Here is a 23954-nt window from a genome sequence, read left to right as displayed (position 1 = left end):
CGGCCCCCGTCGAGGAGGACCACATGATCGACCACTCGGTGTCGCCCGCCGGCGTCCTCGTCGGCGTCGACGGCAGCCCCGCCACCCACGGCGCCGTCGCCTGGGCGGCGAACGAGGCCGCACGGCGCCACCTGCCGCTCGACCTCGTCCAGGTGCTGCCTCCTTCCGAGCGGCCGCACGACGAGATGCGCAGCCCGTCCGGGCGCGCGCACGCGTTGCTCGACCAGGCCCGGCATGTCGCGCACCGGGAGGCACCCGACCTGCCGGTGCACCTGTCGGTGGTCGACGGCGTCGTCGGGCCGGCCCTCGTCGCGACGGCCGCGCAGGCGCGCCTGCTCGTCCTCGGGGCACGCCCGTCCGGTGGCGTCGCCGACGCCGGTGTCGGCCGCACCGTGGCCCACGCGATGGGCCACGCCGCCTGCCCCGTCGTGGTGGTCCCGGCGCGCTGGGAGCCGGGCGCCGACGAGGCGATGTCGGGGGTGGTCGTCGGCGTCGACGGCTCCGTCGAGTCGGAGGGCGCGGTCGCGTTCGGCGCCGACGTGGCCGACCGGACCGGCTCGTCGCTCACGGTGGTGACCGTCGCGGCGCGCTCGGGCGGGGAGACCGAGGAGGACGCTCGCCGCCACCTCGCCGAGGGCGTGGCGGGCATCGCCGGCGCCCACCCCGACATCCCCCTCCGCGAGGTGGTGCGCCGCGGCCAGGTCGCCGAGGAGCTCCTCGCCGAGGCCCGCGCCGGCGCGGCCCTGCTGGCGGTGGGCTCGCGCGGCCGCGGAGCGGTCAGCGGCGTACTGCTCGGCTCGACGAGCCAACGCGTCGTGCACGCCGCTCCCTGCCCGGTCGCGGTCCTGTCCCCGCGGGCGGCGGAGGCGTGGGCGCATCCCGAGCACTCCGAGGCCGGGGAGGCCTCGTGACCGTGACCTCGATGGGCGCGCGGGTGCCTCCGCGCACCCCGTCCGTGGTCGTCGGGGTGGGCGGCGGGCTGCTCCGGACACGCGTGCTCGATCGGGCCGTCGCCGAGGCCCGCCACCGGGACCGCACCGTGCGGATCGTCCACGCGCACGAGCCCGAAGCCGCCGCCGACACGGCCGACACGGCCGGCACGGCCGGCACGGCCGGCACGGCCGACACGGACGACGCCGGCGAGCGGGCCGAGCGCTACCTGCACCGCACCGCGCCCGACCTCGAGGTGCGGCGCACGTGCGCGGAGGAGGAGCCGGCGGCCGCGCTGGCCGCGGCCTGCGGGCCCGCGACGGTGCTCGTCGTCGGGGATCGGCGCCGCCGCCTGGGCAGCGACGCGGGCCGCACCACCGAGGGACTCGTCGCGATCGCGCCGTGCCCGGTGCTGGTGGTACCCGAGTACCGCGCTCCCTCGCCGGCGGGCACGCCGCAGCGTGCGGTGGTGGTCGTCGGGATCGACGACGCGCCGGGCGCCGCGGAGGTGCTGCTCCGGGCCCTGCGCGTCGCGGAGATGCACGGCGAGGCCGTCGAGGTGGTCCGGGCCGTCGGCGAGGTCGAGTACGGGGCCGACGGGATCGCGCGCCGGCCGGAGGACGGGAACGAGGCCGCGCCGGTCGAGGCGCTCGTCGCGGCGGCCCGCGCGCAGGTCCCCGGCGTGCCGGTGGAGGTCGTCGTCGCCGAGGACCGGGCGGCGCGGCTGCTGCTGGCGCGGGCCGCCGGCGCCGACCTGGTCGTCGTCGGGCACCGGGGCCGCACGGCCGGGGAGCTCGTGGGCGTCGGTTCCACCACACTCTCGCTGCTCCTGAGCGCGCCCTGTCCCGTCCTCGTGCTCGGTCCGGCGATCACCACGGGCCACACTGCCCCGAGAGGGGAGTGAGGACGCCGTCGGCCGACGTCAGGGTGCGTCGAGTCCGTCGCGGTGACCCGGCTCCGGGTGGTCCACACCGCCGGCCCGCGGGAGCTGCAGCCGTACCGTCTGCCCCGGCCACAGGTCACGGACCCCGTCCCCGGCCGCGACCCGTACGGGCGCCCCGGGGCCGGCGTCGGCCGACACCCACACCTCCCGGTCGGTCACCCGCACCGCCAGCGGACGGCCCCGGTAGTAGAGGGCCAGCTCGAGCACGCCGAAGCGGCCCGGCCAGTGCGGGTTGAACCACAGGACGCCGCAGCGGGTCTCCACGCCGGCGAAGCAGCGCTGCACCACGTCCACGGCTCCGGCCATCGCCCCGAGATGCACGCCCTCGGCGGTGGTGCCGCCCTGGAGGTCGGCGACGTCGCTGCGCACGACCCGGTCGAAGTGGGGGAGGGCCTCCTCCCGGTGTGCCCGGGCGAGCACCCAGGCGTGCACCAGCGCGCTGAGCGTGGAGCCGTGCGCGGTCCGGGCCAGGTAGTGGTCGATCGTGCGGGGGATCGCCTCGGGCGGCAGGGCGTAGCCGAGCCGGCCGAGCAGGTCACGGAGCTCGTCGGCGGAGAAGAGGTAGAACAGCATGAGCACGTCGGCCTGCTTGGAGGCCTGGTAGTCGTCCACCGAGCGGCCCTCGGCCTCGAGGATCCGGTCCAGGCGCTGCAGGTCGCCGTAGCGGCGCCGGTAGGCCTCCCAATCGAGCTCGGGGAGGTCGCGGTAGCCGGCGAACTGGCTGATCACGCCGTCGTGGTGGATCGGGACGGCCATGTGCTCGCTGACCTCGCGCCAGTGCTGGAGGTCGGCCGGGCCCAGGTCGAGGGTCTCCGTCAGGGCGTCGCGCCGGCGCGGCGGCAGGAGGTCGAGCAGGTCCCGGGCCCGTTGGAGGACCCACACGGTCAGCACGTTGGTGTAGGCGTTGTCGTCGATGCCGGGCTCGTCGGCGCCGGGATAGCGGGTCGTGTACTCGTCGGGCCCCATCACCCCGCGGATGTGGTATCGGCCGTCGACCGGGTCGTACTCGGCCAGGTCCGCGAAGAACCGGGCGACCTCGAGGAGCACCTCGGCACCGCCCTGCTCGGCCAGGAAGGCGAGGTCGCCGGTGGCCTGGAAGTACTGCCAGACGTTGTAGGCGACGGCGAGGCCGATGTGCCGCTGCCGGTCGCTGGTGTCGGGCAGCCACCGGCCCGAGAGTGGGTTCAGGTGCAGCCGCTGGCTCTCCTCGCGGCCGTCGCTGCCCGACTGCCACGGGTACATCGCTCCGCGGTGACCGGCTGCTCGCGCGGCCCGGCGGGCGGCGTCGAGCCGCCGGACCCGGTAGAGCAGCAGGCCGCGGGCCAGCGCCGGGAACCGCAGCAGGAGGACCGGGAGGACGAACAGCTCGTCCCAGAAGACGTGCCCGCGGTAGGCCTCGCCGTGCAGCCCGCGGGCGGGGATGCCGGCGTCGAGATCGAGGTCGTGCGCGGAGGCGGTCTGGAGCACGTGGAACCCGCTGAGCCGCAGGTTGCGCACGGTCTCCAGGGACGCCGGATGCGTGCCCTCGAGCAGCTCGATACGGCACCACCGCCACAGCCGGTCCCAGCTCCGCGTGTGCTCGGCGAGCAGCTCCTCGAATCCCGGGGCGTCAGCGAGCAGCTCGGTAGCGGTCAGGGCGGGCTCGGAGATGGCCACGTCCCGGGAGGTGACCACCGCGGCGATCTTCTCGATCTCCACCGTCTCCCCGGCACGGACCTCGACGGTTAGGCGCTGGCCGATCAGTCCCTCGCTACGGTCCGGCTCGCGGGTGACGGGGGCGTTCCCCGGGCGGGTGAGCCGCGTCCGGGCCCCCACCGCGACGCGGTGCCGGGACTGGGTGGTCCGGGCGGTCAGGAGGACGGTGTCGTCGCCGGTCTCCTCGGCCGCGAGGACGTCGAGGTGCCGCCCGGAGAGGTGGCGGTAGCGGCTCACCCCGCTGTTGGTCACCGTGCCGTCCACCCCCGACGCCACCGTCAACCGGCCGCTCCAGCCCTCGGCGACGAACGACGTGTGCAGACCCGCCAGGTGCCGCCGCCCCATGTGCACGAACCGGCGCTGGTGCAGCGAGCTGCGCCGCCCCGCGTCGTCGACGAAGCGGGTGGTGCGGTGCAGCACGCCCCGCGCCATGTCGAGCCGCTGGCGGTGCTCCAGGACGCGCACGGCGGACAGGTCGAGCCACGCGCCGTCCTCGACCGCGATCCGCAGGTCGAGCCAGTCGGGCAGGTTGACGAGGCTCTCGTTCTCGATCGCCACCCCGTCGATCTCGTCGGCGAGACGGTTGAACACGCCGGCGGCGTACGTGCCCGGGTAGTGCACGCCGTCCGCAGTGCTCTCCGGCAGCGCGCCGCGGGTGCCGAGGTAGCCGTTGCCGAGGGTGCACAGGGCCTCCCGGCGTCCCTCGTCGGCGGGGTCCCAGCCGCTGAACTCGACGGTCCAACCGTCCGGCTCGGTCATCGGGCGGCCTGCTCGTCGGGCGCGGCGGAGCGGTCGATCAGGACCGAGGCGAGGTCCCGGCGCGGGGTTCGCGGGGGTGGCGGTGCCTCCGGGACGGGCCGGCCGACGCGCAGGACGACGACCGGGTGGCCCCCGGCGACCTCGCTGACGCGCTCGCGGGTCTCGTCGACCTCGAGGACCTGGGTGACCGGTGTCGCGGCCAGGTCGTGCGCCGTCACCTCGAGGAGGACCGCGCTCATCGCCTCGCCCGCCCGCACGACCGAGGCCGTGTCATGGCCGTGGGCGGACAGGACGAGCAGGGTGGAGGCGTCCTCGTGGTCGGACCCGCCGTGGGGCTGGTCGAGGCCCCCACCGGGGAACCACCGCAGGACGAGGTCGTCGTAGAGGTGCGGTTCGCTCAGGCGGACGCCGTGGGGGAGCCCGTCGGCTCCACCCACGTAGCGGTGCGTCCACCGCTGCAGCTCCGCCGCGTACCCGGGCCGTTCGAGCTGGAGGAGCGCGGCGTCCCGCATGGCCTCGACCACGGTGCGGCGAGCACGGCCGGCGACGACGTGCACGGCGCCGTCGAAGGCCCGCGCGACCCGGGCGAGCTCGTCGAGGACGGCGGGGTCGACGGGATCGGCGCCGAAGCGGCGGCGGTCGGTGCGGCGGCGCTCGATCGCCGCGGCGTGCCGGCGCGCGTCGTCAGGGACGGTGTCGGCCGGCTCCCAGCCCACCTCCGCCACCCGGCGCTGCGGCGGGCCCTCCCGGTCGAGCCTGACCAGAGGGGTCCAGCCGCGGACGGCGAGGCCGATACGCAGGTGGTGCAGCGCGGCGCCGCAGGCGAGCAGCGCCCCCTCGCCGCGCTCGTCGGTGAACGGCAGCCGCCGGTGCGGGTCCACCGCCAGCTCGAGGCGGTCGGGCAGCAGCGTCCATCGCCAGGGCTGGGTGTTGTGCTCCGATGGTGCGCGCAGCGCGCCCTCGAGCGCGGCGAGGACCGCCTCCCGGGCGGCAGGGTCGCGGCTGACCGTCACCGAGGACCTCCTGTCGGGTGAGGGGCCTCCGGGTCGACCGCCGGCGAGCGGGCGCTCACGCGGCCGGGTTCCGGTCGAGGACGAGCCGGCGGCCCGTGACGCGCTCCCCGCAGACCTCGATCACGTGGATGCCGCGCCCGCGGACCCAGGGGCGGTGCTGGGGGTCGAGGACCGCGACGAGCCGGTCGACGTCGCCGACGACCGCGGCGTGCCCGACGACCAGCACGCTCCACCCCGTCCGGGACCCGGGATCGATGTGGTCGGCCTCGAACGCGACGACGTCGCCACGGCGGGCGGCGTCGAGCTTGGTGCCGGGACCGGTGCGGATGATGACGGACCGTCCGTGCACCAGGAAGTTCACGGGGTGCACCGCCGGGAGTGCCCTCTCGGTGAACACCAGCCGTCCCACCGGCACCGAAGCGAGCCGTGTCCAGCACTCGGTCACCGGCAGTGCCTCGGTCTCGCGGCACGTGTCCATGCCGGTCTCCTCGCTCCTCGTCATCTGCTCCCGACGATCCGCGCGCCGGGGCGGCGCCCGCCAGGCACGAAGTGCCCCTGGGGGGCGGGACGATCGGCCCGCCGCCGCGCGCCGGGTGGGTCGCTGGTCCGGTGACGGCGGAGGCCTCCTCGTCGCCGGCGCTGGTCGGGGCCGCCCGGTCGGTCCCGGCCTGCGGGTCCTTCGCCTCTCCGGCGAACCCTCGCCGCGGCACACCCTGGAGCTGAGGGCATCGGCTCCGTGCGATGACGAGCGCCCGGTCGGGAGGAAGGCTCTCATGGATCCGTTCGGCATCGAGTTCGGGAAGACCTTGGGGCAGTTGGTGGGGGAGGACCGCGTCGCATTCGCGTGGGTGGCGCTGTTCTGGCACCTGGCGGCCGTCGTCGTGGTCTACCTGGTCATCCGGTACGGCAACCGGTACCGCAGGTTGTTCGCGGCCTATTTCGCGCTCGACTACCTCTGGTTGGTCGGGTTCGTCGGCATCTGGGTCAGCGTCGAGCTCTACGAGCGGATGGGCGCCGTCGCCCTCGCGGTGTACGGCGCGACCCCGGTGTTCCTGCTGGTCATCGCCCTCCAATGGCTGCGGGAGCTCCGGGCGCCGACGTTGGACCTCGACTTCCGGCACATCGAGAAGTGGCGCCTGCTCGTCGCCGTCCCCCTGGCGGTCTGGGGGTTCTGGTACCCGCCGTACATCTATGGGGTCCGTCTCGTGTTCGACCCGGCCGAACTGCTGTTCGGCGCCTACGGGTTGATGGGGTGCCCGACGACGATGGTTGCGTTGAGCCTGCTCTTCCTCGTCTATCCCGCCGGCGGCCGTCAGCTGTTCCACCTGTTGACCGCCTACGCCGTGTTCGTCGGTGCCGCGATGGTCGCGCTGTTGTACGTGCCCGACATCCCCTTCTTCGCCCTGGGCGTGGCGTCGCTGGCGCTCGTCGGTTGGGTGAGGCACAGGGACCGCAGCGTCGAGCGGAACACCCGGCCGGCGACGCCGTCACCCACCGAGGAGAGCGCCGAGGACAGCCCGAAGCTGCGAGCCGACGCTTCGAAGGGCCGGCAGAACCGGTAGCGCGTCGGAGGGACCGCGGTGTCGCGCGGGTCGCCCGGCCCTGTGCCCGTTCGCCGCACCCGACGTAGACAGCGAGGGAGCGGCCGAGTCGTACGAAGAGGGCTCACCGAGAAGGGGCGCCGACCTCGACGTGAAGGCTGCAGACGTCCCCCGGGCCGAGGTCCGGGCGAAGCCCGCGCCTGGGCCCACGAGCTCGTCCGTACTCGGCGCCGGCTTCAGGCCCTGGTCGGTTGAGAACACAGCTCACCAGGGCCTTCTCTGCGGCTCCGTGCCTCGGACGAGCGCGCCGCCGGCTCGAACGGGCGGGGCCGCACCATCTCGTCGCCGCGAGCGCCCTGCCCAGAGGTCGCGGCGGTGCGGAGGCGGCGAACGCTTCGCCTCCTGCGTCAGCGCGTCGCGGCTCGGAGAAGCTGGCAGCGCTGCGCGCTGTGGTAACCAGCTCCGAACTCCCACGGCACTTCGAGGACCTGGTCGTCCATGAGGACGTCGGCCGAGATCAACGAAGTACCACACTCCGAGCACTTGGCTCGACGAGCCATGTGCCGTCTCACGACCTTCGTGATGCGGGCCCGGCACGGGACCTTGTGGCCGAGGCCGCCCCTGTCCTTTGGCCCTGGTGACCCTCCGCGCCGCGGCGCACGCTCACCTCTCCACCGGAGACTGGGGGATCCGTGTCCAAGCGACTCGTCACGCAGCTGTTCGTCGGGAGCCTCGTCGGCGCCGTCGGAGGGTTCGTGGTGCTGTTGGTCGCCGGCGGGCTGGCGTGGGGCGGCGGGGTCTTCGTCATGCGCGGACCTGACGTCGTCGGCGTGCGCTCCACGCCGGCGGCCTGGGTGGCCCTCGTCCTGACGGTGCTGGGCGCGCTGGTGCTGCTCGCCGCCGCATTGACGCAGTTCATCGCCTGGATCGGTGCGGTCCTCGACGCCGCCGGCCTGTCCAACACGGCGCTGCTGATCGTGCTGCTGGTGACCGGCCTGCTGAGCTTCGGCCTCGTCGGGATGATCGTCTACCTCGTGCTCGCCCCGGCCGACGATGCCCCGGAGCGCCGGAGCGATGAGCCGGGCGCCGGAAGAGGTGGGGTGCTGCCCGCACCGGAGCAGCCTGGGCAGCCGGCCCCGACCACGGCACGCTGACCATCGTCGGAGCGATCACGCCGGGTCGGCCGGGCCCAGCTCGAGGCGGCGCGTGGCGGCAGGAGGTCGAGCAGCGGATCACGCGGCGGAGGCTGGTTGCGGCGAGGTCAAGGGCGACGGGGACGGCGCGCGCAGGAGCGCGACGAGCGTGATCGCGGCACCCAGGGCGAGGACCGCGAACCCCCCGATCGGCCCGGCGACCTCGGCGGCCTCGAGCCGGACCCCGGACGCGAGCTGGGACGCGGTCTGCGCGGTGATCACCGGCGCCAGCGAGATCTCGAGCACCAGCAGCGGGACCGCGAGCAGGAGCGCCTGCGGTGCCCCCCGCAGCAGCAGGACGGCGGCCAGCGAGACCAGCGGCGTGATCACGGCCAGGTCGAGCCCGAGGGTGACCGGGGCCGCGGCCAGGTCGGTGCGGGCCGGGACGGTGCCGGTCGCGGCGGCCACGACCAGCGGCACGCCCCACACGACCACGGTCACCAGCGCACTGGCGAGCAGGAACAGGCCCGGCCCGCGTCGCGGTACGCCCGGCCGCAGGAGCGGCTCGTGCCGGGCGATCCCGGCGACGAGCACGGCGACGGCGGTGCCGGCGGTGGGCACGACGAGGACGGACACGACGTAGAGGGGGGTGTAGGCGATGGTGCCCGCGACGATGCTGCCGTGGACGTAGACCACGACGACGAGCAGGCCGACCAGCAGCAGCCTCGCCCGCACCGATCCGCGGCGCGCCGCCACGAGAGCGATCACCAGCAGGGGCACCACCAGCACGAGGACGACCAGGTCGGTGCCCCGCTGTCCGGCCGCGGCGAAGACACCGCTCCACCGGTACAGGCCGGTGCCGTCCAGCACCACGGGCACGCCGCGAGGTGTCACGACCACCTGCCGGCCCGGGCCGCCGCCCACGGCGAGCCCCGCGGTCGCGGCCCCGGCCGCGAGGGCGGCCGCGAGCAGGGTCAGCACAGTCACCGCCCGGCGGGCTCCGGGCGTCACGGGCGCCCCACCCCTCCCGGCGGCGCTGTCGCCGGGGGAGCCGGTCCGCCGGCGGGTGGCCCGTGCCGTCCCACGACCTCGCGGATGACCTCCCGGAAGCGGCCGAACTCCTCGAAGTGCGGGACGTGCCCGGAGCCCTCGAACGTGATCCACTGCTTCGCGGGGGCCTCCAGGCGGTCGAACCACTCCCGGGCGGCCCCGGAACGGGCCGTCAGTTCGTGCCCGCCGGCGACGACGTAGACCGGCACCTCCAGTCGCGGCACCTGGGTGCGGAAGTCGACCCCCTGCAGCTGCGGGTACATCACGGAGCCCATGTCGATCATGGCCTTGAGCTTGTTGACCTTGTCCAGCGGGCCGTACTCCTCGGCGCCGGTGCCGTCGATGCCGGCCGGGCCCTGGGTCAGGAAGTACTCGGTGCGGGGGTAGGGACCGATGGCGTCGTAGTAGTCGATGAGCATCGCGTTGACGTAGACGTCGCGATATGGCGGCGGGCCCGCGGCCCGCAGCCGCTCGGCGAGCGCGGTGTCGCCCGTGCGGGCGGCCAGGTCGAGCACCTGGCGGTAGATGATCCGGTCGGCCTCGAGCTGGCTGGCCATCTGCCCGGTGCCGACGTAGGCGGCGAACAGCTCGGGGTGACGCTGGACGGCCAGGACACCGAGGGTGCTGCCCCATGAGTTGCCGACCAGGTAGACCCTCTGCTGGCCGAACCGGTCACGCAGGTACGTCGCGAGCTCGACGGTGTCGGCCACCGCCCGGTCCAGCGTCCAGGTGGCCGTCGGGTCGAGGGCCGCGTAGGAGGTGCCGGTCCCGCGCTGGTCCCACACCGCGACCACGACGTCGTCCTCGAGCTCGGTCATGTAGGCCCGGGCGTAGCCCAGGTCGCTCTGCCCGGGACCGCCGGCCAGGTAGAGCACCACCGGAGCGGTGGCGTCGCGCCCGCGGATCATGACCGTCTGGTCGTGCCCGCCGAGGCGCACGGTCGCGAGCTCGGCGACGCTGCCCGAGACCTGCCGGCCGGCGGCGTCGACGATCGGCGCCGTCGTGCCGGGGCGGGTCAGCACCACGGCGAGGGCGACGAGCCCCACCGCCACCACCGCCGCGATCCCGCGACGCCCCCACTGCGCCGCCCGGCGCCACCCTCGGAGGGCGGACGCGCCGGAGCGCCCGCGTGCGAGCCCCACCCCCACCGCCACCCCGAGCACCATCGGCAGCAGCTGGACCAGCGCATGGAACCCGCGCCCGAGGACCAGGACGAGCACCCCGAAGAACGTCGAGACCTGCGGCCGGTCCACGGTCGGGCCCACGACCCCGACCCGGCCGAGCTCGACGGCCACGGCGAACGCCACCGGTGCGAGGAGCATCGCCCACCGCGACCGCAGCACGTAGCCGGCGGCCACGCCCACGGCGACACCGACGGCCATCGCCGCGACCGCGCCCACCGGCGTGATCGGTCCGCGCGGCATCGTCAGCGCCGTCAACCAGCCGGCGAGCGCGGCGAGGGCCACGACGGTCGCGACTCGGGCTCCGGGCCGTACCGGGACGTCGGCGGCGCGCCGATCGGGGCCCGTGAGCACCGGGGTGCCCGTCACGGCGCGGTCGCGGGCGCGCGGTGCTGCGCCCGGCGCACGAGGGCCGGCGCGAGCGCGGTCCAGATCGGCACGAGGATCCAGATGCGCCCGGCGGTCAGGTCGTAGTCGGCGAGCATCGTCGACCACGGCAGGCCCGCGACGAGCCCGCCCCAGCCGAACTCGAAGGCCAGGGTCATCGCCACCCATGCCGCCCCGATCGCCCACGCCTGCCGCGCGGTCGGGATCGGGCGCCGCCGGTGCAGCCACCACACCAGGGCTGTGAGCGCCGCGAGCAGGATCACGGTCGCGAGCGCCCGCGCGACGGTTTCGCCCAGCCGGGGCTGGATCACCAACGCCCGCAGCGTGCCGTTGGCCAGCGCCAGCACGAGCAGGCCGCACCAGCCCAGCAGCCACGGACCCCACACCGAGCCCGTCGATTCCCTCCGCATGTCCCCAGGATCTCGCCGGCGAGGCCCGCGGAGTCAGGGTCCAACCGCCCCCACCAGCGGTCCGGAGGCCCTGAGGAGGAGGACGCCCCTGATCCGGGTATCTGGCAGGGTCGGGCGAGGCAGCGGAGGGTCGAGCGAGGAGGCAGCGGACATGACCGAGGACGCGGCGCGGCGCGTGGTGGTCTGTGGCGTCGACGGCTCGACGGGCTCGCGGTACGCCCTGCAGGAGGCGATCCGGTCGGCGGTGCGCCGTGGTGCCCGCGTGCAGGCGGTGGCCGCCTACGAGCCGCCGGAGATGTGGGCGGCCATGAGCTGGGGCGCTGCCGGGGACCTGCCGATCCCCGACGCCGCGACCCTGCACCGGGAGGCGCTGAAGCTCGCGCAGGGCCTGGTCGACGAGGTGGCCTCGGGAATGGCCGCCGAACTCACGCTGCCCGAGATCACCGTCGAGGCCCGACCAGGGCGGGCGGCGGAGGAGCTGGTCGACATCGCCCGCCGCGCCGACGAGCTTGTCGTCGGGCACCGCGGACGCGGGGCATTCGGCAGCGTCGTCCTCGGATCGGTGGGTCTGGGCTGCGTGCTGCACGCGACCTGCCCGATCACGGTGGTCCCCGAGCCGACCGTCACCGGGACGTGATCCTCGTCGCTCGGGAGCCGGAGGGGTCGCGCTACAGGGAGGCCACCGGGAGACGCTGGGAGGATGACGGTAGGACACGGCACCGAAGTCGGCGCGAGGACGGCACCGACCGGCGGCGGTGCGCCCGATCCGGGCGTTCAGCACCCCACCTCCGGCCCGGGGCGGGTCGTGTGCGGGGTCAACGGCTCCACCAGCTCACGCCACGCTCTCGCCGAGGCCCTGCGCCGGGCCTCCCCGACGGGCGGGCGGGTCACCGTCGTCACGGCCGTGGACGACGTGGGCCACTACTGGGGTGCACTCGCCGCGTTGCCCGGCGGTGAGCTGCTCCCGGTGCCGCACCGCCGCGAGGGCCTGGCCGCCGAGGAGGCAGTCGTCCGCGAGTTCGTCGACGAGGTGCTCTCCGACGACCGACTGGTGCCGGCCGCCGCTCGCGGGTCGGTCGGGATCGATATCCGGGTCGTGCCCGGACTGCCCGTCGACGTGCTCGTACGGGAATCGGCCGGCGCCACCGCCCTGGTCGTGGGGCACAGCGAGGACGAGGACCCGCTGACGTCGGTGGCCCTCGGGTGCTCCCGCCGCGCGCGGTGCCCGGTGGTCGTCGTCCCCCTCGGGGACGCGCCGGACGACGTCCGGAGCTGAGCGGCTCCTGACCGGACTCCGATCAGCGCGCGCAGCGACGGTGACCGTGGTCGCCGTCGACGACCCAGCGGCTCTCGGGGCCGCGGCCATCGGCAGAGGACCGTGCGCTCAGGCTTCCCCCGCGGCGCCTCGGACCTCGAGCGCGACCACGGCACCGATCAGCGCCATCACGGGAAGCGCCCACGCCCACAGGCCCATCGCCAGCAGCCCCAGGTGGAACAGCGCGATACCCGCCAGCCCCAGGAACCGCAGCCGCCGACGAGGCAGCAGGGCCAACACGCCGACGAGCAGCTCGTAGGCGATGCCGACTCCTGGCACCCAGAGCAGGGGATGCTCGCCGAGGGTGGCGTCCCACAGCTGGTGCAGTGCGTCCGGTGCCGGCAGCCAGTCCCCGAGCTCGGCGTACACGGCAGGTCGCGTGCTGAGCAGGAAGACGTTGGTCGCCGACCCGGCGACCATGAGGGCTCCGAGCGCTGCGGACCCGATACGGCCCCACCGCGCGGCGCGACGGCTCGGACGGACTCCTGTGAGGGGGTGCACCGCAGCTCCTTCGAGAAGATGTGGTCGCCAGGACGAGCGGCGTCGGGGTCGGCCGACCTGAGTGGATCATCCCCTCGACGTACCTCGGCAGGGCCCGGAGGCACGACCGACCAGGGCTGGACGGCTCCCGCGGGTACCACCGCGTGGTGTACAGCACGGGCAAGCGCACTCGGGACGACTGCCCCACCACCCCCGCCGATCACCGCGTGATTCGTTAGCTCGCGGGCTCCATCGGAAAGTCCCGAGGACGAGGTCAGGTCTCGGCTGCGCCGCTGGGTCCCCCTCGCCCCACCCACGAACGAGAGGAGCACACCGTGACCACTGTCTTCCTGGTGGACGACCACGAGGTGGTGCGGCGGGGTGTCGCCGATCTCCTCGACGGTGACGACGACCTCGAGGTGATCGGCGAGGCCGGCTCCGTGGCCGAGGCGCTCGCCCGCATCCCTGCGCTGAGTCCCGACGTGGCGGTCCTCGATGTGCGGCTACCCGATGGCACGGGGATCGAGCTGTGTCGCGACTTGCGCTCCCGCATGCCGGAGTTGGCGTGCCTGATGCTGACCTCGTTCACCGACGAGCAGGCGATGTTCGACGCGGTGCTCGCCGGCGCCAGCGGCTACGTCATCAAGGACGTACGCGGCAACGACATCGTGAACGCGGTCCGTGAGGTCGGGGCGGGGCGCTCCCTGCTCGACGGGCGCGCGGCCGGCGCCTTGATGAATCGGGTGCGCACGCGCAGCGAGGCGCCGGACCCGCTGGCCGAGCTGACCGGCAAGGAGCGGGAGGTCCTGGGCTACATCGGGGAAGGCCTGACGAACCGGGAGATCGGACAACGCATGTTCCTGGCCGAGAAGACGGTGAAGAACTACGTCTCGGCGGTGCTGGCCAAGCTGGGGATGCACCGCCGGGTGCAGGCCGCTGTGCTGGCGAACGAGGTCCGGGCCGAGAAGCAGTGACCAGGTTCTGGACGTCGAGGGCCGTCATCATGACCACGAGAATGGGCGAGGGAGCGCCGGACGATGGCGAGGATCCGTGCTCGTGCTCTGCCCGCGTGAGTCCACTCCGAGTCCACGGGCGGTGGTCCGGATGACGCCACATCCTCCCGACGACCGCTACCTGTCGGTGTCGACTCTGCACGAGGCGTCCGCGGTCCTGCACGGCCTGGCCCGGGTACTCGCCGGGATCGAGGGAGTGTTTGCGGACGATGCGGCGGACGATGCGGCCCGGCTCCGGGATCTCGCCGATGCCCTCGCGGGATGGTGGCCGTTGCCCGCGGGCGCGCGGGACGGCGCGGACACGGGTCCGATGAGCGGGCAGGAGTGGGCGGAACTGTTGGCGGTCTACTTCGCTCGCGAGCTCCGCGAGGCATGAAGCGCTGGGCGACCGCGGCGCGCGGGCTCCGACAGCCCGTCGAGGTCCCTCAGCGGGGGAAGACGGTGTCGCGGACCGCGCGGGTGACGTCGTCGAGCTCGGCGACCTGGGCGAGGAGCTGGTGGCGCAGCGCCGGGTCCGCGCCGGAGGCGCTGCTGGTGAGCGCCAGCCCGACCCGCTGAATCCGCGCGAGCACCTGCTCGGAGAGCGCGAGCACGAGCCGCTCGCGCGCCTCGAGGTCGCGCACGGCCTCGCGGTCGCGTCGCCCGCGGGCCAGCTCGATGGCCGTCGTCGCATGGGCGGCGAAGCCGAGCAGCATCTCCGCCTCGAGGGCGCCGAAGACCTCCTCGCCCGCCGGACGGGTCAGGGTGAGCACCGACCGGGTCCCGGGACCCCCGGGCGACGTGGACAGCGGCACGGCGAGCACGGACCGCACCTCCGGAGCCCGCATGACGACCGTGGTGGTCCGGGGATCGGCGGCGGCGTCGGCCACGAGGACCGGGCCGTCCGCGTCCAGGGCGGCCTGGGTGATCGACCCGTCGGTGCCCGCCGAGCGCCCGGCCCACTCGGCCACGCCGCCGGCGGCGGCGCTGACGTGGGCGATCGTCGGGTCGGCGTCGGGCACTTCGGTGATCGCCGCCCCGTGGGCGCGGGCCACCTCCACCGCGGTGTCCAGCAGGTGCTGCAGCTCCGCCTCGGGCGCCATCTCGCCCGAGAGCAGGCTCCGGGCCAGCTCGGCCGACGCGGCCTGCCAGCGCTCACGGCGGCGCGCGTTCTCGAGCAGGAGCGCGTTCTCCACGGCGATCCCGGCGGCCCCGGCCAGCGCCGTCAGGAGCTGCTCGTCGTCGGCGGTGAAGCCGTCCTCGTGCGCGCTCTCGGTGACGTAGAGGTTGCCGTAGACGGTGCCGCCGGCGAGCAGGGGCACGCCCAGGAACGAGCGCATCGGCGGGTGCTCGGCGGGGAAGCCCACCGATGCGGGGTGGGTGGCGAGGTCGTCCAGGCGCAGCGGCTTCGGGTCGTCGATGAGGCTGCCCAGCACACCTTTGCCCTGCGGGAGCTCGCCGATACGCCTCACGGTCTCCGGGTCCATGCCGACGTGCACGAAGCGGATGAGGCGTCCGTCGCGGACGACGCCCAGCGCCGCGTAGCGCGCCCCCACCAGCGCCCGCGTGCTCTCGACGATGCGCTGCACGAGGTCGTCGAGCTCCAGGCCCGCGGTGATGTGGTGGGTGGCGTCGAGCAGCCCGCGCAGCCGGCCCTGGGTGAGCTTGACCTCGGTGGCGCGGGCGATGAGCTGGTCGAGCAGCTCGTCGAGCTCGAGCCGGGCGACCGAGGAGAAGGCGAGCCCCTTGGACGGGGTCGCGGGCTCGGAACGGTCGGGCACAACACCTCATCACACGCGCCTGCTGGACGTGGCCCCATCGTGCTCTGGCCGGATCACGTGTCAAGTGAACTGAGGGCGCATTCACCGTGTGAGGACGGGCCCCACGCGGACGCGCGCGTCGACGAGCCGGCAGGCGTCCGGCGTGCACACCACGGGATTGAGGTCCATCTCCGCGATCTGGGGCACCAGCTCGGCGAGCCGGGCGACGCGGGCGATCACGACGGCGAGGAGGTCGCGGTCGACCAGCCGGGCCGCGATCCCGCGGTCCAGCGGCAGCTCGTCGAGGAACTCGTCGAGATCGACGGTCGTCATCGGGACGAGGCGGTGCCAACGGCGGTCGGCGACGTCGGTGCCGGTGCCGCCGACACCGGCCGTGACCAGGGCGCCGAAGTCGGGGTCACCGGCCACGCCGACGAGCATCTCCACGCCCGGCGGGGCCATCGGCTGGACGACCGTGCCGCGCCAGGCCTCGCCGAAGCGGGCGGCGAAGCCCTCGACCGTCTCGCGCACCGCGGCGTCACCCCGCACCCCGAGGGCGACGCCGCCCTGCTCGGACTTGTGCAGCACACCGTCGGCCACCACCTTGAGCGCGACCGGCCCGCCCGTGTCCCGGGCCGCCGTGACCGCCTCCTCCACCGTGCGGGTGGTCCGGCCCGCCAGCAGGTCGAGGCCGGCGGCGCCCAGGAGGGCGGCGCACGCGTCGGGATCCAGCCAGCCGCCCTCGGGCGAGCGGTCGAGGGCGGCCGTCACCGCGGCTCGGGCGGCCGCGAGGTCCACCGGGTGGTCCTCCGCGGACAGCGGCCGGCCGGGGTCGCGGGCGACGTCCGCCCCGCGGCGCACGAGGTGGGCGAGCGCCTGGGCGGCGTCGGCGGGGTCGGCGAACGATGCGGCGCGGGGGAGCCCGGCCGGGTCGCTCACCGCCGCGGTCCGCGGCCGCTGGTCGAGGGCCACCGCCACCACGGGCACGGCGCGCCGGGCCGGCCGGGCGAGCACCCGGACCAGCCCCGTTCCGGGATCGCCGAGGGCGGTCGGGCAGGAGACGGCGAGCACGGCGTCGACCTCCTCGGCGTCGCGCAGCACCGCGAGGCAGGCGCCGAAGGTCTCCGCGTCGACCGCCGCGGTGGTGTCGACGGGCCCGGCCGTGGCCGCCGTGGCGGGCAGCAGGGCGTCGAGCCGCTCCCGGGTGGACCGGGTGAGCGGGGGCACCCGGAGCCCCGCGGCGACCAGGGCGTCGGCCGCGAGGACGTTGGTGCCGCCGGCGTTGCCGAGCACCGCGACCCGGTCGCCGGGCGCGGGCGGGCTCCAGGCCAGGGCGGCGAGGGCGCCGGCGAGCTCGCCGAGGTCGTCCACCGGCTGCACGCCGGCCTGGCGATAGAGGGCGTCGCGGCGGACCGCGGGGGTGGCCGACGCGGCGGTGTGCGACGCGGCGGCCCGCGCCCCGACCTCGCTGTTGGCCGCCCGCACCGCCAGCACGGGCACGCGGGCGGACAGGCGGCGCGCCAGCCGGGAGAAGGCGCGGGGGTTGCCGAACGACTCCACGTGCAGGACCGCGAACTCCGTCGCGGTGTCCTCGGACCACCACGCCAGCAGGTCGTTGCTGCTCACGTCGTAGCGGTCGCCGACCGAGACGAGGGTGGAGACGCCCAGCCCGAGGCCGCGCAGCGCCTCGAGCACCGCGATGGCCACGCCGCCCGACTGCGCGACCACGCCCACCGGCCCGCGCGGCGCCCTGCTCGGGGCGAACGTCGCGTCGAGGCGGACGTCCGCCTCGGTGTTGACCGCCCCGAGGCAGTTCGGCCCGACCATGCGCATCCCGTGCCGGCGCACGGCGTCGAGGACGGCCCCGTCGACGCCCGCGGCCGCGAGCCCGGAGGTGAGGACCAGCACCGCCCGCGTCCCGCGCCGGCCAGAGGCCTCCACGAGCTCGGGCAGGGTGTCCGGCGGCGTCGCGAGCACGACGAGGTCCGGAGCGGCGGGCAGGAGGTCGACCGAGGACACGGCGGGGACGCCGGCGATCACGGAGGCGTGCGGGTGCACGACGTGCAGCGCTCCGGCGTAGTGGCCCGCGACCAGCGCGTCGAGGACGGCGCGTCCCACGGAGCCGAGCCGACGGCTCGCCCCGATCACGGCGATCGACCGGGGCCGCAGCACCGGTGCGAGCCCCGCTCGCGCGGCGTGCGCGGTGCGGGCGAGCGCGGCCGTCGCGAACGCCTCGCCGGCGTCGTCGGCGTCGGGCAGGGTCGCGGTCAGGTGCACCACGGGGCCGTCCAGGTGGCGGGAGACGGGCAGCCCGAGGTCGGCGAAGACGCGCAGCATCGGGGCGTTCTCGGTCAGGACCTCGGCGGTCCACCGCCGGACCCCGCGCCGCGCCGACTCCCGCGCCGCCCGCTCCAGCAGGGCCGTGCCCACCCCGTGCGCCTGCATCCGGTGGCTGACGGTCACCCCGACCTCGGCCTCCTCGGGATCGTCGCCGACCGGCGCGAGGTGGACCGCGCCGACCAGCTCGGCGCCGACGTAGGCGCCCCACACCTGCTGAGCCGACACGGCGCCGGCCGCGTAGTCCTCCAGGCCCTGCGGGGCGACGGTCGCGAACCGCAGCCAGCGGTCGTGCGCCGGCAGGTCACGGTGCAGTCGCGTGAGCGCCGCGGCGTCCGCGGCGTCCAGCGGGCGGACGTCGACGGGACTGCCGTCGGCGAGCAGGACCCGCTGGTCGAGTGCGTGCGTGGACCGGTCGCGGACGCTCATGGCCCCATTCCATGCGGTGCGGTCCCGCGTGCGGCAGGGTCGTCGGCCCGTGGTTCGTGGGACCACGGTGGCTCCCGACGGGACGGACGGGGATGCTCGACGTGCCGTCGTCGGGACATTGGTCCCTGGTGTCTCGGCCCCGACGGCGCAACGATGGGGGCGCGGACTTCGTCCGCGGAGGGAGGACGCCTTGGCGGTCACCGACAGCGACACGGGCCAAGGGCCCGGAACGGGGGGCGCGGTCCGCGCCGCGAGCCCGGAGCAGATCGCGGCGCTGTTCTCGTCGATGACGTCGATCGCCGAGGGCCTCGACCTCGACGCCACGCTGTACCGCATCGTGGAGGCGGCGACCACGCTCGTCGACGCCCGCTACGGCGCGCTCGGGGTGCTCGACGAGGAGGGCGTCGGGCTCGCCCGCTTCGTCTACACGGGGCTCGACGACGACGCCCGGCGCCGCATCGGCGACCTGCCGCGTGGCCACGGCCTGCTCGGCGAGCTGATCCGTCATCCCGAGCCCCTGCGCCTGGCCGACCTGCACGAGCACGTCTCCTCGAGCGGCTTCCCGCCCCACCATCCACCGATGCGGACGTTCCTCGGCGTCCCCGTCCGGGTGCGGGGCACGGTGTTCGGCAACCTCTACCTCACCGAGAAGCGGGACGGCGAGTTCACGGCCGAGGACGAGGCCGTGATGGTCGCACTGGCCGCGGCCGCGGCGGTTGCCGTCGACAATGCCCGGTTGCACCAGGACACCCAGCGGCTGGTCGCGGAGGCGCAACGCCGCCAGCGCTGGCTCGAGGCGTCGAGCGAGATCACCACCCAGGTCCTCGCCGGGGCCGACCCCTCCGAGGCCCTCGTGCTCGCCGCCGAGCGCGCCGCCGAGCTCACCGACGCGCTCGGAGCCGTCATCACCACCCCGCCTGCCACCGTCGCCGACGGCGACGTCGCCCCACCGGTGCGGGTGACGGTCAGCGTGGGTGTGGAGGACCGGCTGCCGACCGGCGCCCGGATCGCGCTCGAGGGCTCACCCCTCACCACCGTCGCCCGGACCCGGGTGCCCCGGGTCGAGGACGACCTCGTGCTCGCCGTGGACGGGGAGGAGCGGCGCCTCGGCCCGGCGCTGCTCGTGCCCCTCGACGGCACCGACGTGATCACCGGGGTGCTGGTGGTCGTCCGCCGGCCCGGCGCGGGCGGGGTCGACGTCGAGGGCCTGTCCACCGTGGCGTCGTTCGCCGACCAGGCGGCGCTGGTGCTGCGGCTGGCCGAGTCGCAGCGGGCCCGCCGCCAGCTCGACGTCGCGACCGACCGCGAGCGCATCGCCGCCGACCTGCACGACCACGTGCTGCAGCGGCTGTTCGCCCTCGGCCTCGGGCTGCAGGCCACCCAGGCCCGGCTCCGGGCGCACCCGGAGGCGGCCCACCGGGTGAACGACGCGGTGGACCAGATCGACGGCATCGTGCGCGACATCCGGACGAGCATCTTCGACCTGCACGCGGTCGGGGACGCCCCGGGCCTGGGCGGCCGGCTGCGGGGTGCGGTCGCGGAGATGTCCGCGCACGTGGCCACCGAGCCCGTGGTCCGTCTGTCCGGCGCCGTCGACACCGTGCCCGAGAAGCTCGCGGTGCAGGTCGAGGCCGTGGTCCGCGAGGGCGTCTCCAACGCAGTGCGTCACGGCGCCGCCGGCTCGGTCGTGGTCACCGTGTCCGTGGACGACGTGCTCGCCGTGGACGTAACCGACGACGGCGTCGGTATCCCCGACCACGTCGCCCGCAGCGGTCTGGTGAACCTCGCGGCGCGGGCACGCGCCCTCGGCGGGGACGCGAGCGTCGGCCGACGGGCGACCGGATCCGGCACCCGGCTGACGTGGTGGATCCCCCTGGACCCGGCGCCCGCGGGCGCGAGTGGCGCGCCCTGACGGTCAGTCGCCGGTGTCGGCGCGCCGCGGGGTGGGGTGCACCGAGCGGCCCCGCCCCAGGCGGAGCACCATCTGCGGCCACAGCACCCCGCCGAGCAGGGCCCGCACCTGGACCCGCGTCGTCGCGACCTCCAGCGGCGACGCGACGAACGACGACGCCAATCCGCGGGCCGTGGCGGTGAGCAGGACCTGCTCCATGGCCTGACCGGCCTGGACGTGCGCGAGCCGGGTGTCGTCGTAGCTGGCCACCACGGCGATGGTGGGCTCGTCCTCCACCGGGTCCTCGCCGGGGAACCGCTCGTCGGCCGCGATCGTCCCGGCGAAGTCCCGGAGTCGCCAGGCGTCGTCCGGCCGGGGCTCGTGCCGGGCCCGGGGGTGGGGGAGCCCGTCGTCGACGCGGTCGGAATGCCCGATCCACCGCTCCCACTCGGCGACGAAGGCCGGGTCGGCCCGCTGCCGGCGGTGCGCCTCCGCGGTGAGCTCGCGCAGCTGCCGGCGCTGCTCGGACCCGTCCACGAGCACGAGCCGGCACCGCTCACGCCACGCGGCCCGGCCGAGCTGCTCGCGCAGCGCCGCCGAGATCGGTCGGCCGCTGAACGGGTGGCGGTCGGTGTGCCGGCGCGGGATGGCCGCGGCCAGCTCCACCTCCCAGCCGGTCGGGGGTAGCGCGGCGCCGGGTCGGACCCGTCCGAAGAACCAGGGCTCCTCGGGCTCGGGCAGGAGCTGGACGTGGGCGCGCCGGCCCTGGGCGCGGACCGTCAGGCGCACGTTGGCCAGCGCCGCGCCGCAGGCCATCCGCAGTTCGCGGCCGTCGGGGTCGGCGGCGGCGAGGGCACGGTCGGGGTCGCCGTGCACCTCGACGGCCCCGTCGTGCCAGCGCAGACGCCACGGCTGGGTGTTGTGGCTCGACGGCGCCGCCGCCCCCGCCGCCAGCAGCTGGGCGATCTCCGCGGCGTCCGGGGGCGAACCGCTCCCCGTCGTCGCGTCCGTGTCCTGGCGCATGGCGCTCCCCCTTCTCGGTCGACCGAGCCTCGTGCGCGGGGCGGGCGGCTCACCAGGGACCGATGACCCGGCGCGGCGGGACCGTCCGCCTCCGGTGCCGGGACCGTGGGCGCCGGGAGGCTGAGCAGGCGACGTGAGGACAGTGAGGACGCCGACGGGCAGGAGCGGGACATGGACGCAGCGGGGACCGAGCGGGGACGGATCGTGGTGGGGATCGACGGCTCGACCCACGCCGACGACGCCCTGCGGTGGGCGGTGGGGGAGGCCGCGCGCCGCGGTCTGGCCGTGCGGGCCGTGGTCGCCCACGAGCCGCCCGACGCGTGGATGTCGCCCTACGGCGTGCCCCTCCTCGCCGACAGCGACGAGATCCGTCAGGCCGTGGAGGACTCCGCCCGCACTCGCGTCGAGGCGGTCCGCCGGGAGCTGGACGAAGCGCTGCGCGCCGTCCCGGTCGACGTCGTGGCCGTCACTGGCCCCGTCGGGTGGGTGCTGGAGCAGGAGGCCCGGGGAGCCGAGCTGCTGGTCGTGGGCCACCGGGGGCGCGGTGCCCTGCGCAGCACCCTGCTCGGCTCGGTCGGACTCTCGGTCGTCCTCCGGGCGCCGTGCCCAGTGACCGTGGTGCCCGCGCCGCGGCGCGCGGCCGAGGTGGCGGCGGACGAGGAGGTGGCCCTCGCCGGCCCCCTGCCCGTCGGGCCCATCGCGTGACAGCGACAACAGCGACGCCGCCCCGGCACCGTGCAGGTGCCGGGGCGGTGGTGTTCCCGGGGGTTCAGGGGGCGGGGACGGCCGCCGCGTCCTCCCCGGCGCGTTCCCCGGTCTCCTCGGGCCGCACGGGCACCACGGCGACGACCGGGCACCACGCGCGGCTGACCAGCTGCGCGGTCACCGACCCTCCGGGCGGCCCGCCGACGCCGTCGACGTGGCGGCTGCCCACCACGACTAGCCGGGCGCCCTCGCTGGCGCGCACCAGCACCCGCGCCGGGCGGCCCTCGCGCACGTCGAGGGTCAGCTCCTCCCGCTCCGTCGCGTCCTCGCCGAGCGCCCGCCGCACGGTCTCCTCGATTTCACGTCGCGCCGCGCGGACCTGGTCGCTGGAGGTCCCGTACAGGTCGGGCGGGCCGGAGGCGATGACGGCGTGGAGCGGTGCCCCCGCCGCCCGGGCGGCGCGGGCGCCCCAGCGCAGCGCGTGCACGGACCCCTCGGACCCGTCGACCCCGACGACCACCGGTGCGCCCGGACCGGCGGCCCGTTCCCCGTGGGCGACCAGCTCGCCGCGGGCGACCCGGCGCAGCACGTCCCGGCGGCTCACGATGCCCACCGGGACCTCCTCCCGGACGACGGGGATCGCACGGCTCCCCTCGACGAGGTGGTCGACGAGCTCGTCGATCGGGGTGTCGGGATCGGCGAGCGGCACGCGGGTCATGAGCTCGGCGGCGGGTGCCTCGTCGTCGGCCCCGACGAGGTGGCGCTCGTCGACCACACCGAGGATGCGGCCCCGGGCGTCGACGACGGGGGCCGAGGCGATCCCGTGGGACACCAGCAGCGCGGCGACGGCCTCGCGCGGTGCGTCGGGGGGCACGGTGAGGACCGGGCTGGTCATCAGGTCGCGGGCTCGGCGCGGGCCCGGGTCGGTGTTCATGCCGGGCATCGTCCGCGGGGCCGCGCCCCGGGAGCAGGGCCACCGGACCGTCCGGTGGGGGCACGGAGGACCCGACGTGGGTGACGTCCGGCCCTGGGGGCGGAGCACCGGGCGGCGCAGGCTCCCGCCATGAGCACGACCCGCACCTCGTCCACCGCGACCGAACGGTGGACACCCACCGAGGTCGCCGCCCTGCTGGCGGCGCTCGAGCCCCTGGCCGAGCCGCGGGCCCCGGGGTGTGCGGTGTCGGTGCACGACCGGCGGGTCGAGTTCGCGCTCGACCCGTCGGCCGAGCCCGCGCCGCACCGGTCGCTGGTGCACGCCGGCCGCCTCGTCGGCGCCGTCGAGAACGCCCTGCGGTCGTTCGGCTGGGCGCCCCGCACCGTCGTCGCCACCCACGCCGACGCCCGGCCTCTCGCCACGATCTCGGCGACGCGACGCCGCCCGGCGACCCCGATGGACCTGGCCCGCCGCCGGCTCGACCGTGGCCCGGGTGGGGGCGCCTCGCCGCGCTACGCCGCGCCCGCCGACCTGGCCCGCGTCGTGGACGTCGCCCACGCGGCCGCGTCCCGCGGCGCTTGGCTGCACCTGCTGAACGGGCCCACCCGCGACGGTGCGCCGGCCTGGCGGACCCCCGCCCCGGTGCCGGCGGAGACGCTTACGCTGGACCTGCCGTGGCGCCGGGATCCCGTCCTGGCGGTGTGCACCCACACCGATGGGGTCCGGGAGTCCGTGGTGGCCGGCATCGTGGTCGAGCGGGCCACCGTCGAGGCGGCGCTGCGCGGGCTGCGCGTCGAGGTGCACACCGACGCGTTCGACGACCCGGCGATCCGGGCCGCGGCCCTGGCGGCGGCCGAGCACGAGACCGGCGTCGGCCACGCGGCGCTGCACCTCCACCCCTGAGCGTCCAGGGAGCACGGAGCGCTCGGCCGCGCTGGCTGAGAGCGTTCTCAGTTGATCTTCTGGTGGTGTCGGGGGGTGGGTCTAGCGTCGGGTTCGTGAGCATCGATCAGGGCTTTCGGTCCGGCCTGGCGGCCGAGCTGGAG

At 75.7% G+C, this 23954-nt stretch carries 22 protein-coding genes; 11 read left to right on the top strand and 11 right to left on the bottom strand.

Translation table 11 applies throughout. The annotated features are described in order from the left end of the window. The first annotated feature begins 23 nt into the window (after positions 1 to 23). On the top strand, positions 24 to 911 hold the full coding sequence (locus C8D89_RS20770; protein ID WP_116710047.1) for a universal stress protein: 888 nt from the start codon (positions 24 to 26) through the stop codon (positions 909 to 911). Then, positions 908 to 1834 (top strand): universal stress protein, encoded by a 927-nt coding sequence (locus C8D89_RS20765; RefSeq protein ID WP_116710046.1) that lies wholly within the window; start codon positions 908 to 910, stop codon positions 1832 to 1834. Before C8D89_RS20770 ends, C8D89_RS20765 begins: the two co-directional genes overlap by 4 nt. 18 nt (positions 1835 to 1852) lie before the next feature. Here the strand turns inward: C8D89_RS20765 and C8D89_RS20760 are convergent, their stop codons facing one another. Genes C8D89_RS20760 through C8D89_RS20750 form a run of 3 tightly spaced genes read right to left on the bottom strand, consistent with a single transcriptional unit; the run spans position 1853 to position 5842 of the window. Beyond that, positions 1853 to 4327, bottom strand: coding sequence for a glycoside hydrolase family 65 protein (locus C8D89_RS20760; RefSeq protein ID WP_116710045.1), 2475 nt, complete (start codon positions 4325 to 4327; stop codon positions 1853 to 1855). Continuing rightward, on the bottom strand, positions 4324 to 5340 hold the full coding sequence (locus tag C8D89_RS20755) for an Acg family FMN-binding oxidoreductase (RefSeq protein ID WP_116710044.1): 1017 nt from the start codon (positions 5338 to 5340) through the stop codon (positions 4324 to 4326). Before C8D89_RS20755 ends, C8D89_RS20760 begins: the two co-directional genes overlap by 4 nt. 55 nt (positions 5341 to 5395) lie before the next feature. Then, the gene (locus tag C8D89_RS20750) at positions 5396 to 5842 is read right to left on the bottom strand and encodes a pyridoxamine 5'-phosphate oxidase family protein (protein ID WP_243418273.1); all 447 of its coding nucleotides are present in this window, start codon (positions 5840 to 5842) and stop codon (positions 5396 to 5398) included. 271 nt (positions 5843 to 6113) lie between these two features. Here C8D89_RS20750 and C8D89_RS20745 point away from each other — a divergent pair, with 271 nt between their 5' ends. Beyond that, positions 6114 to 6902 carry a hypothetical protein gene (locus tag C8D89_RS20745; RefSeq protein ID WP_116710042.1) on the top strand — a complete coding sequence of 263 codons (789 nt, stop codon included), beginning with the start codon at positions 6114 to 6116 and terminating at the stop codon, positions 6900 to 6902. A 671-nt stretch (positions 6903 to 7573) separates the two neighbouring features. Continuing rightward, positions 7574 to 8035, top strand: a complete 462-nt coding sequence (locus tag C8D89_RS20740) for a hypothetical protein (protein WP_116710041.1) — start codon at positions 7574 to 7576, stop codon at positions 8033 to 8035. 78 nt (positions 8036 to 8113) lie between these two features. On the opposite strand, the gene C8D89_RS20735 is transcribed toward C8D89_RS20740, so the two are convergent. The 3 genes from C8D89_RS20735 to C8D89_RS20725 are packed head-to-tail and all read right to left on the bottom strand — an operon-like array spanning position 8114 to position 11042. Next, positions 8114 to 9025, bottom strand: a complete 912-nt coding sequence (locus C8D89_RS20735) for a hypothetical protein (RefSeq protein WP_116710040.1) — start codon at positions 9023 to 9025, stop codon at positions 8114 to 8116. Continuing rightward, a complete protein-coding gene (locus C8D89_RS20730; protein WP_116710039.1) occupies positions 9022 to 10614 on the bottom strand; it encodes an alpha/beta fold hydrolase in 1593 nt (530 codons plus the stop codon). The genes C8D89_RS20735 and C8D89_RS20730 overlap by 4 nt, the downstream gene beginning before the upstream one ends. Next, positions 10611 to 11042, bottom strand: a complete 432-nt coding sequence (locus tag C8D89_RS20725) for a hypothetical protein (protein ID WP_133251991.1) — start codon at positions 11040 to 11042, stop codon at positions 10611 to 10613. Before C8D89_RS20725 ends, C8D89_RS20730 begins: the two co-directional genes overlap by 4 nt. A gap of 151 nt (positions 11043 to 11193) precedes the next feature. Between C8D89_RS20725 and C8D89_RS20720 the strand changes: the two genes are divergently transcribed. After that, positions 11194 to 11679 carry a universal stress protein gene (locus C8D89_RS20720; protein WP_165825842.1) on the top strand — a complete coding sequence of 162 codons (486 nt, stop codon included), beginning with the start codon at positions 11194 to 11196 and terminating at the stop codon, positions 11677 to 11679. Between the two features lie 63 nt (positions 11680 to 11742). Then, on the top strand, positions 11743 to 12318 hold the full coding sequence (locus C8D89_RS20715; protein WP_116710036.1) for a universal stress protein: 576 nt from the start codon (positions 11743 to 11745) through the stop codon (positions 12316 to 12318). A gap of 108 nt (positions 12319 to 12426) precedes the next feature. Here C8D89_RS20715 and C8D89_RS20710 read toward each other — a convergent pair whose 3' ends face one another. Next, positions 12427 to 12777 (bottom strand): hypothetical protein, encoded by a 351-nt coding sequence (locus C8D89_RS20710; RefSeq protein ID WP_116710035.1) that lies wholly within the window; start codon positions 12775 to 12777, stop codon positions 12427 to 12429. Between the two features lie 395 nt (positions 12778 to 13172). On the opposite strand from C8D89_RS20710, the gene C8D89_RS20705 reads away from it, so the two are divergent. Next, complete coding sequence (locus C8D89_RS20705; RefSeq protein ID WP_116710034.1) at positions 13173 to 13811, top strand: response regulator transcription factor; 639 nt, start codon at positions 13173 to 13175, stop codon at positions 13809 to 13811. A gap of 130 nt (positions 13812 to 13941) precedes the next feature. After that, positions 13942 to 14226 carry a hypothetical protein gene (locus tag C8D89_RS20700; RefSeq protein ID WP_133251990.1) on the top strand — a complete coding sequence of 95 codons (285 nt, stop codon included), beginning with the start codon at positions 13942 to 13944 and terminating at the stop codon, positions 14224 to 14226. A gap of 49 nt (positions 14227 to 14275) precedes the next feature. On the opposite strand, the gene C8D89_RS20695 is transcribed toward C8D89_RS20700, so the two are convergent. Further along, positions 14276 to 15610: a GAF domain-containing protein gene (locus tag C8D89_RS20695; RefSeq protein WP_116710032.1), complete on the bottom strand. Its 1335-nt coding sequence runs from the start codon at positions 15608 to 15610 to the stop codon at positions 14276 to 14278. Between the two features lie 81 nt (positions 15611 to 15691). After that, positions 15692 to 18355, bottom strand: a complete 2664-nt coding sequence (locus tag C8D89_RS20690; RefSeq protein WP_116710031.1) for a bifunctional GNAT family N-acetyltransferase/acetate--CoA ligase family protein — start codon at positions 18353 to 18355, stop codon at positions 15692 to 15694. Between the two features lie 190 nt (positions 18356 to 18545). Between C8D89_RS20690 and C8D89_RS20685 the strand changes: the two genes are divergently transcribed. Continuing rightward, positions 18546 to 20267 carry a GAF domain-containing sensor histidine kinase gene (locus C8D89_RS20685; RefSeq protein ID WP_243418272.1) on the top strand — a complete coding sequence of 574 codons (1722 nt, stop codon included), beginning with the start codon at positions 18546 to 18548 and terminating at the stop codon, positions 20265 to 20267. Between the two features lie 3 nt (positions 20268 to 20270). Here the strand turns inward: C8D89_RS20685 and C8D89_RS20680 are convergent, their stop codons facing one another. Further along, positions 20271 to 21269 carry an Acg family FMN-binding oxidoreductase gene (locus C8D89_RS20680; protein WP_116710029.1) on the bottom strand — a complete coding sequence of 333 codons (999 nt, stop codon included), beginning with the start codon at positions 21267 to 21269 and terminating at the stop codon, positions 20271 to 20273. 171 nt (positions 21270 to 21440) lie between these two features. On the opposite strand from C8D89_RS20680, the gene C8D89_RS20675 reads away from it, so the two are divergent. Continuing rightward, positions 21441 to 21974: a universal stress protein gene (locus C8D89_RS20675; RefSeq protein WP_116710028.1), complete on the top strand. Its 534-nt coding sequence runs from the start codon at positions 21441 to 21443 to the stop codon at positions 21972 to 21974. Positions 21975 to 22038: 64 nt separating this feature from the next. Here C8D89_RS20675 and C8D89_RS20670 read toward each other — a convergent pair whose 3' ends face one another. Continuing rightward, positions 22039 to 22908, bottom strand: a complete 870-nt coding sequence (locus tag C8D89_RS20670; protein WP_165825840.1) for a CBS domain-containing protein — start codon at positions 22906 to 22908, stop codon at positions 22039 to 22041. Between the two features lie 129 nt (positions 22909 to 23037). Between C8D89_RS20670 and C8D89_RS20665 the strand changes: the two genes are divergently transcribed. Continuing rightward, positions 23038 to 23811: a hypothetical protein gene (locus C8D89_RS20665; RefSeq protein ID WP_116710026.1), complete on the top strand. Its 774-nt coding sequence runs from the start codon at positions 23038 to 23040 to the stop codon at positions 23809 to 23811. The last annotated feature ends 143 nt before the right edge of the window (positions 23812 to 23954 follow it).

The sequence above is a fragment of the Actinomycetospora cinnamomea genome (assembly GCF_003096675.1).
GTDB lineage: Bacteria > Actinomycetota > Actinomycetes > Mycobacteriales > Pseudonocardiaceae > Actinomycetospora > Actinomycetospora cinnamomea.
The sequence above is the reverse complement of the archived record's forward strand: the minus strand, read 5'-3'. Positions and strand labels throughout refer to the sequence as shown.

Coding starts and splice junctions, on each gene's coding strand:
- C8D89_RS20770 (WP_116710047.1), top strand. CDS start 24: ATGATCGACCACTCGGTGTCGCCCGCCGGCGTCCTCGTCGGCGTCGAC.
- C8D89_RS20760 (WP_116710045.1), bottom strand. CDS start 4,327: ATGACCGAGCCGGACGGTTGGACCGTCGAGTTCAGCGGCTGGGACCCC.
- C8D89_RS20750 (WP_243418273.1), bottom strand. CDS start 5,842: ATGACGAGGAGCGAGGAGACCGGCATGGACACGTGCCGCGAGACCGAG.
- C8D89_RS20745 (WP_116710042.1), top strand. CDS start 6,114: ATGGATCCGTTCGGCATCGAGTTCGGGAAGACCTTGGGGCAGTTGGTG.
- C8D89_RS20725 (WP_133251991.1), bottom strand. CDS start 11,042: ATGCGGAGGGAATCGACGGGCTCGGTGTGGGGTCCGTGGCTGCTGGGC.
- C8D89_RS20720 (WP_165825842.1), top strand. CDS start 11,194: ATGACCGAGGACGCGGCGCGGCGCGTGGTGGTCTGTGGCGTCGACGGC.
- C8D89_RS20715 (WP_116710036.1), top strand. CDS start 11,743: ATGACGGTAGGACACGGCACCGAAGTCGGCGCGAGGACGGCACCGACC.
- C8D89_RS20710 (WP_116710035.1), bottom strand. CDS start 12,777: ATGGTCGCCGGGTCGGCGACCAACGTCTTCCTGCTCAGCACGCGACCT.
- C8D89_RS20700 (WP_133251990.1), top strand. CDS start 13,942: ATGACGCCACATCCTCCCGACGACCGCTACCTGTCGGTGTCGACTCTG.
- C8D89_RS20690 (WP_116710031.1), bottom strand. CDS start 18,355: ATGAGCGTCCGCGACCGGTCCACGCACGCACTCGACCAGCGGGTCCTG.
- C8D89_RS20680 (WP_116710029.1), bottom strand. CDS start 21,269: ATGCGCCAGGACACGGACGCGACGACGGGGAGCGGTTCGCCCCCGGAC.
- C8D89_RS20675 (WP_116710028.1), top strand. CDS start 21,441: ATGGACGCAGCGGGGACCGAGCGGGGACGGATCGTGGTGGGGATCGAC.
- C8D89_RS20670 (WP_165825840.1), bottom strand. CDS start 22,908: ATGAACACCGACCCGGGCCCGCGCCGAGCCCGCGACCTGATGACCAGC.
- C8D89_RS20665 (WP_116710026.1), top strand. CDS start 23,038: ATGAGCACGACCCGCACCTCGTCCACCGCGACCGAACGGTGGACACCC.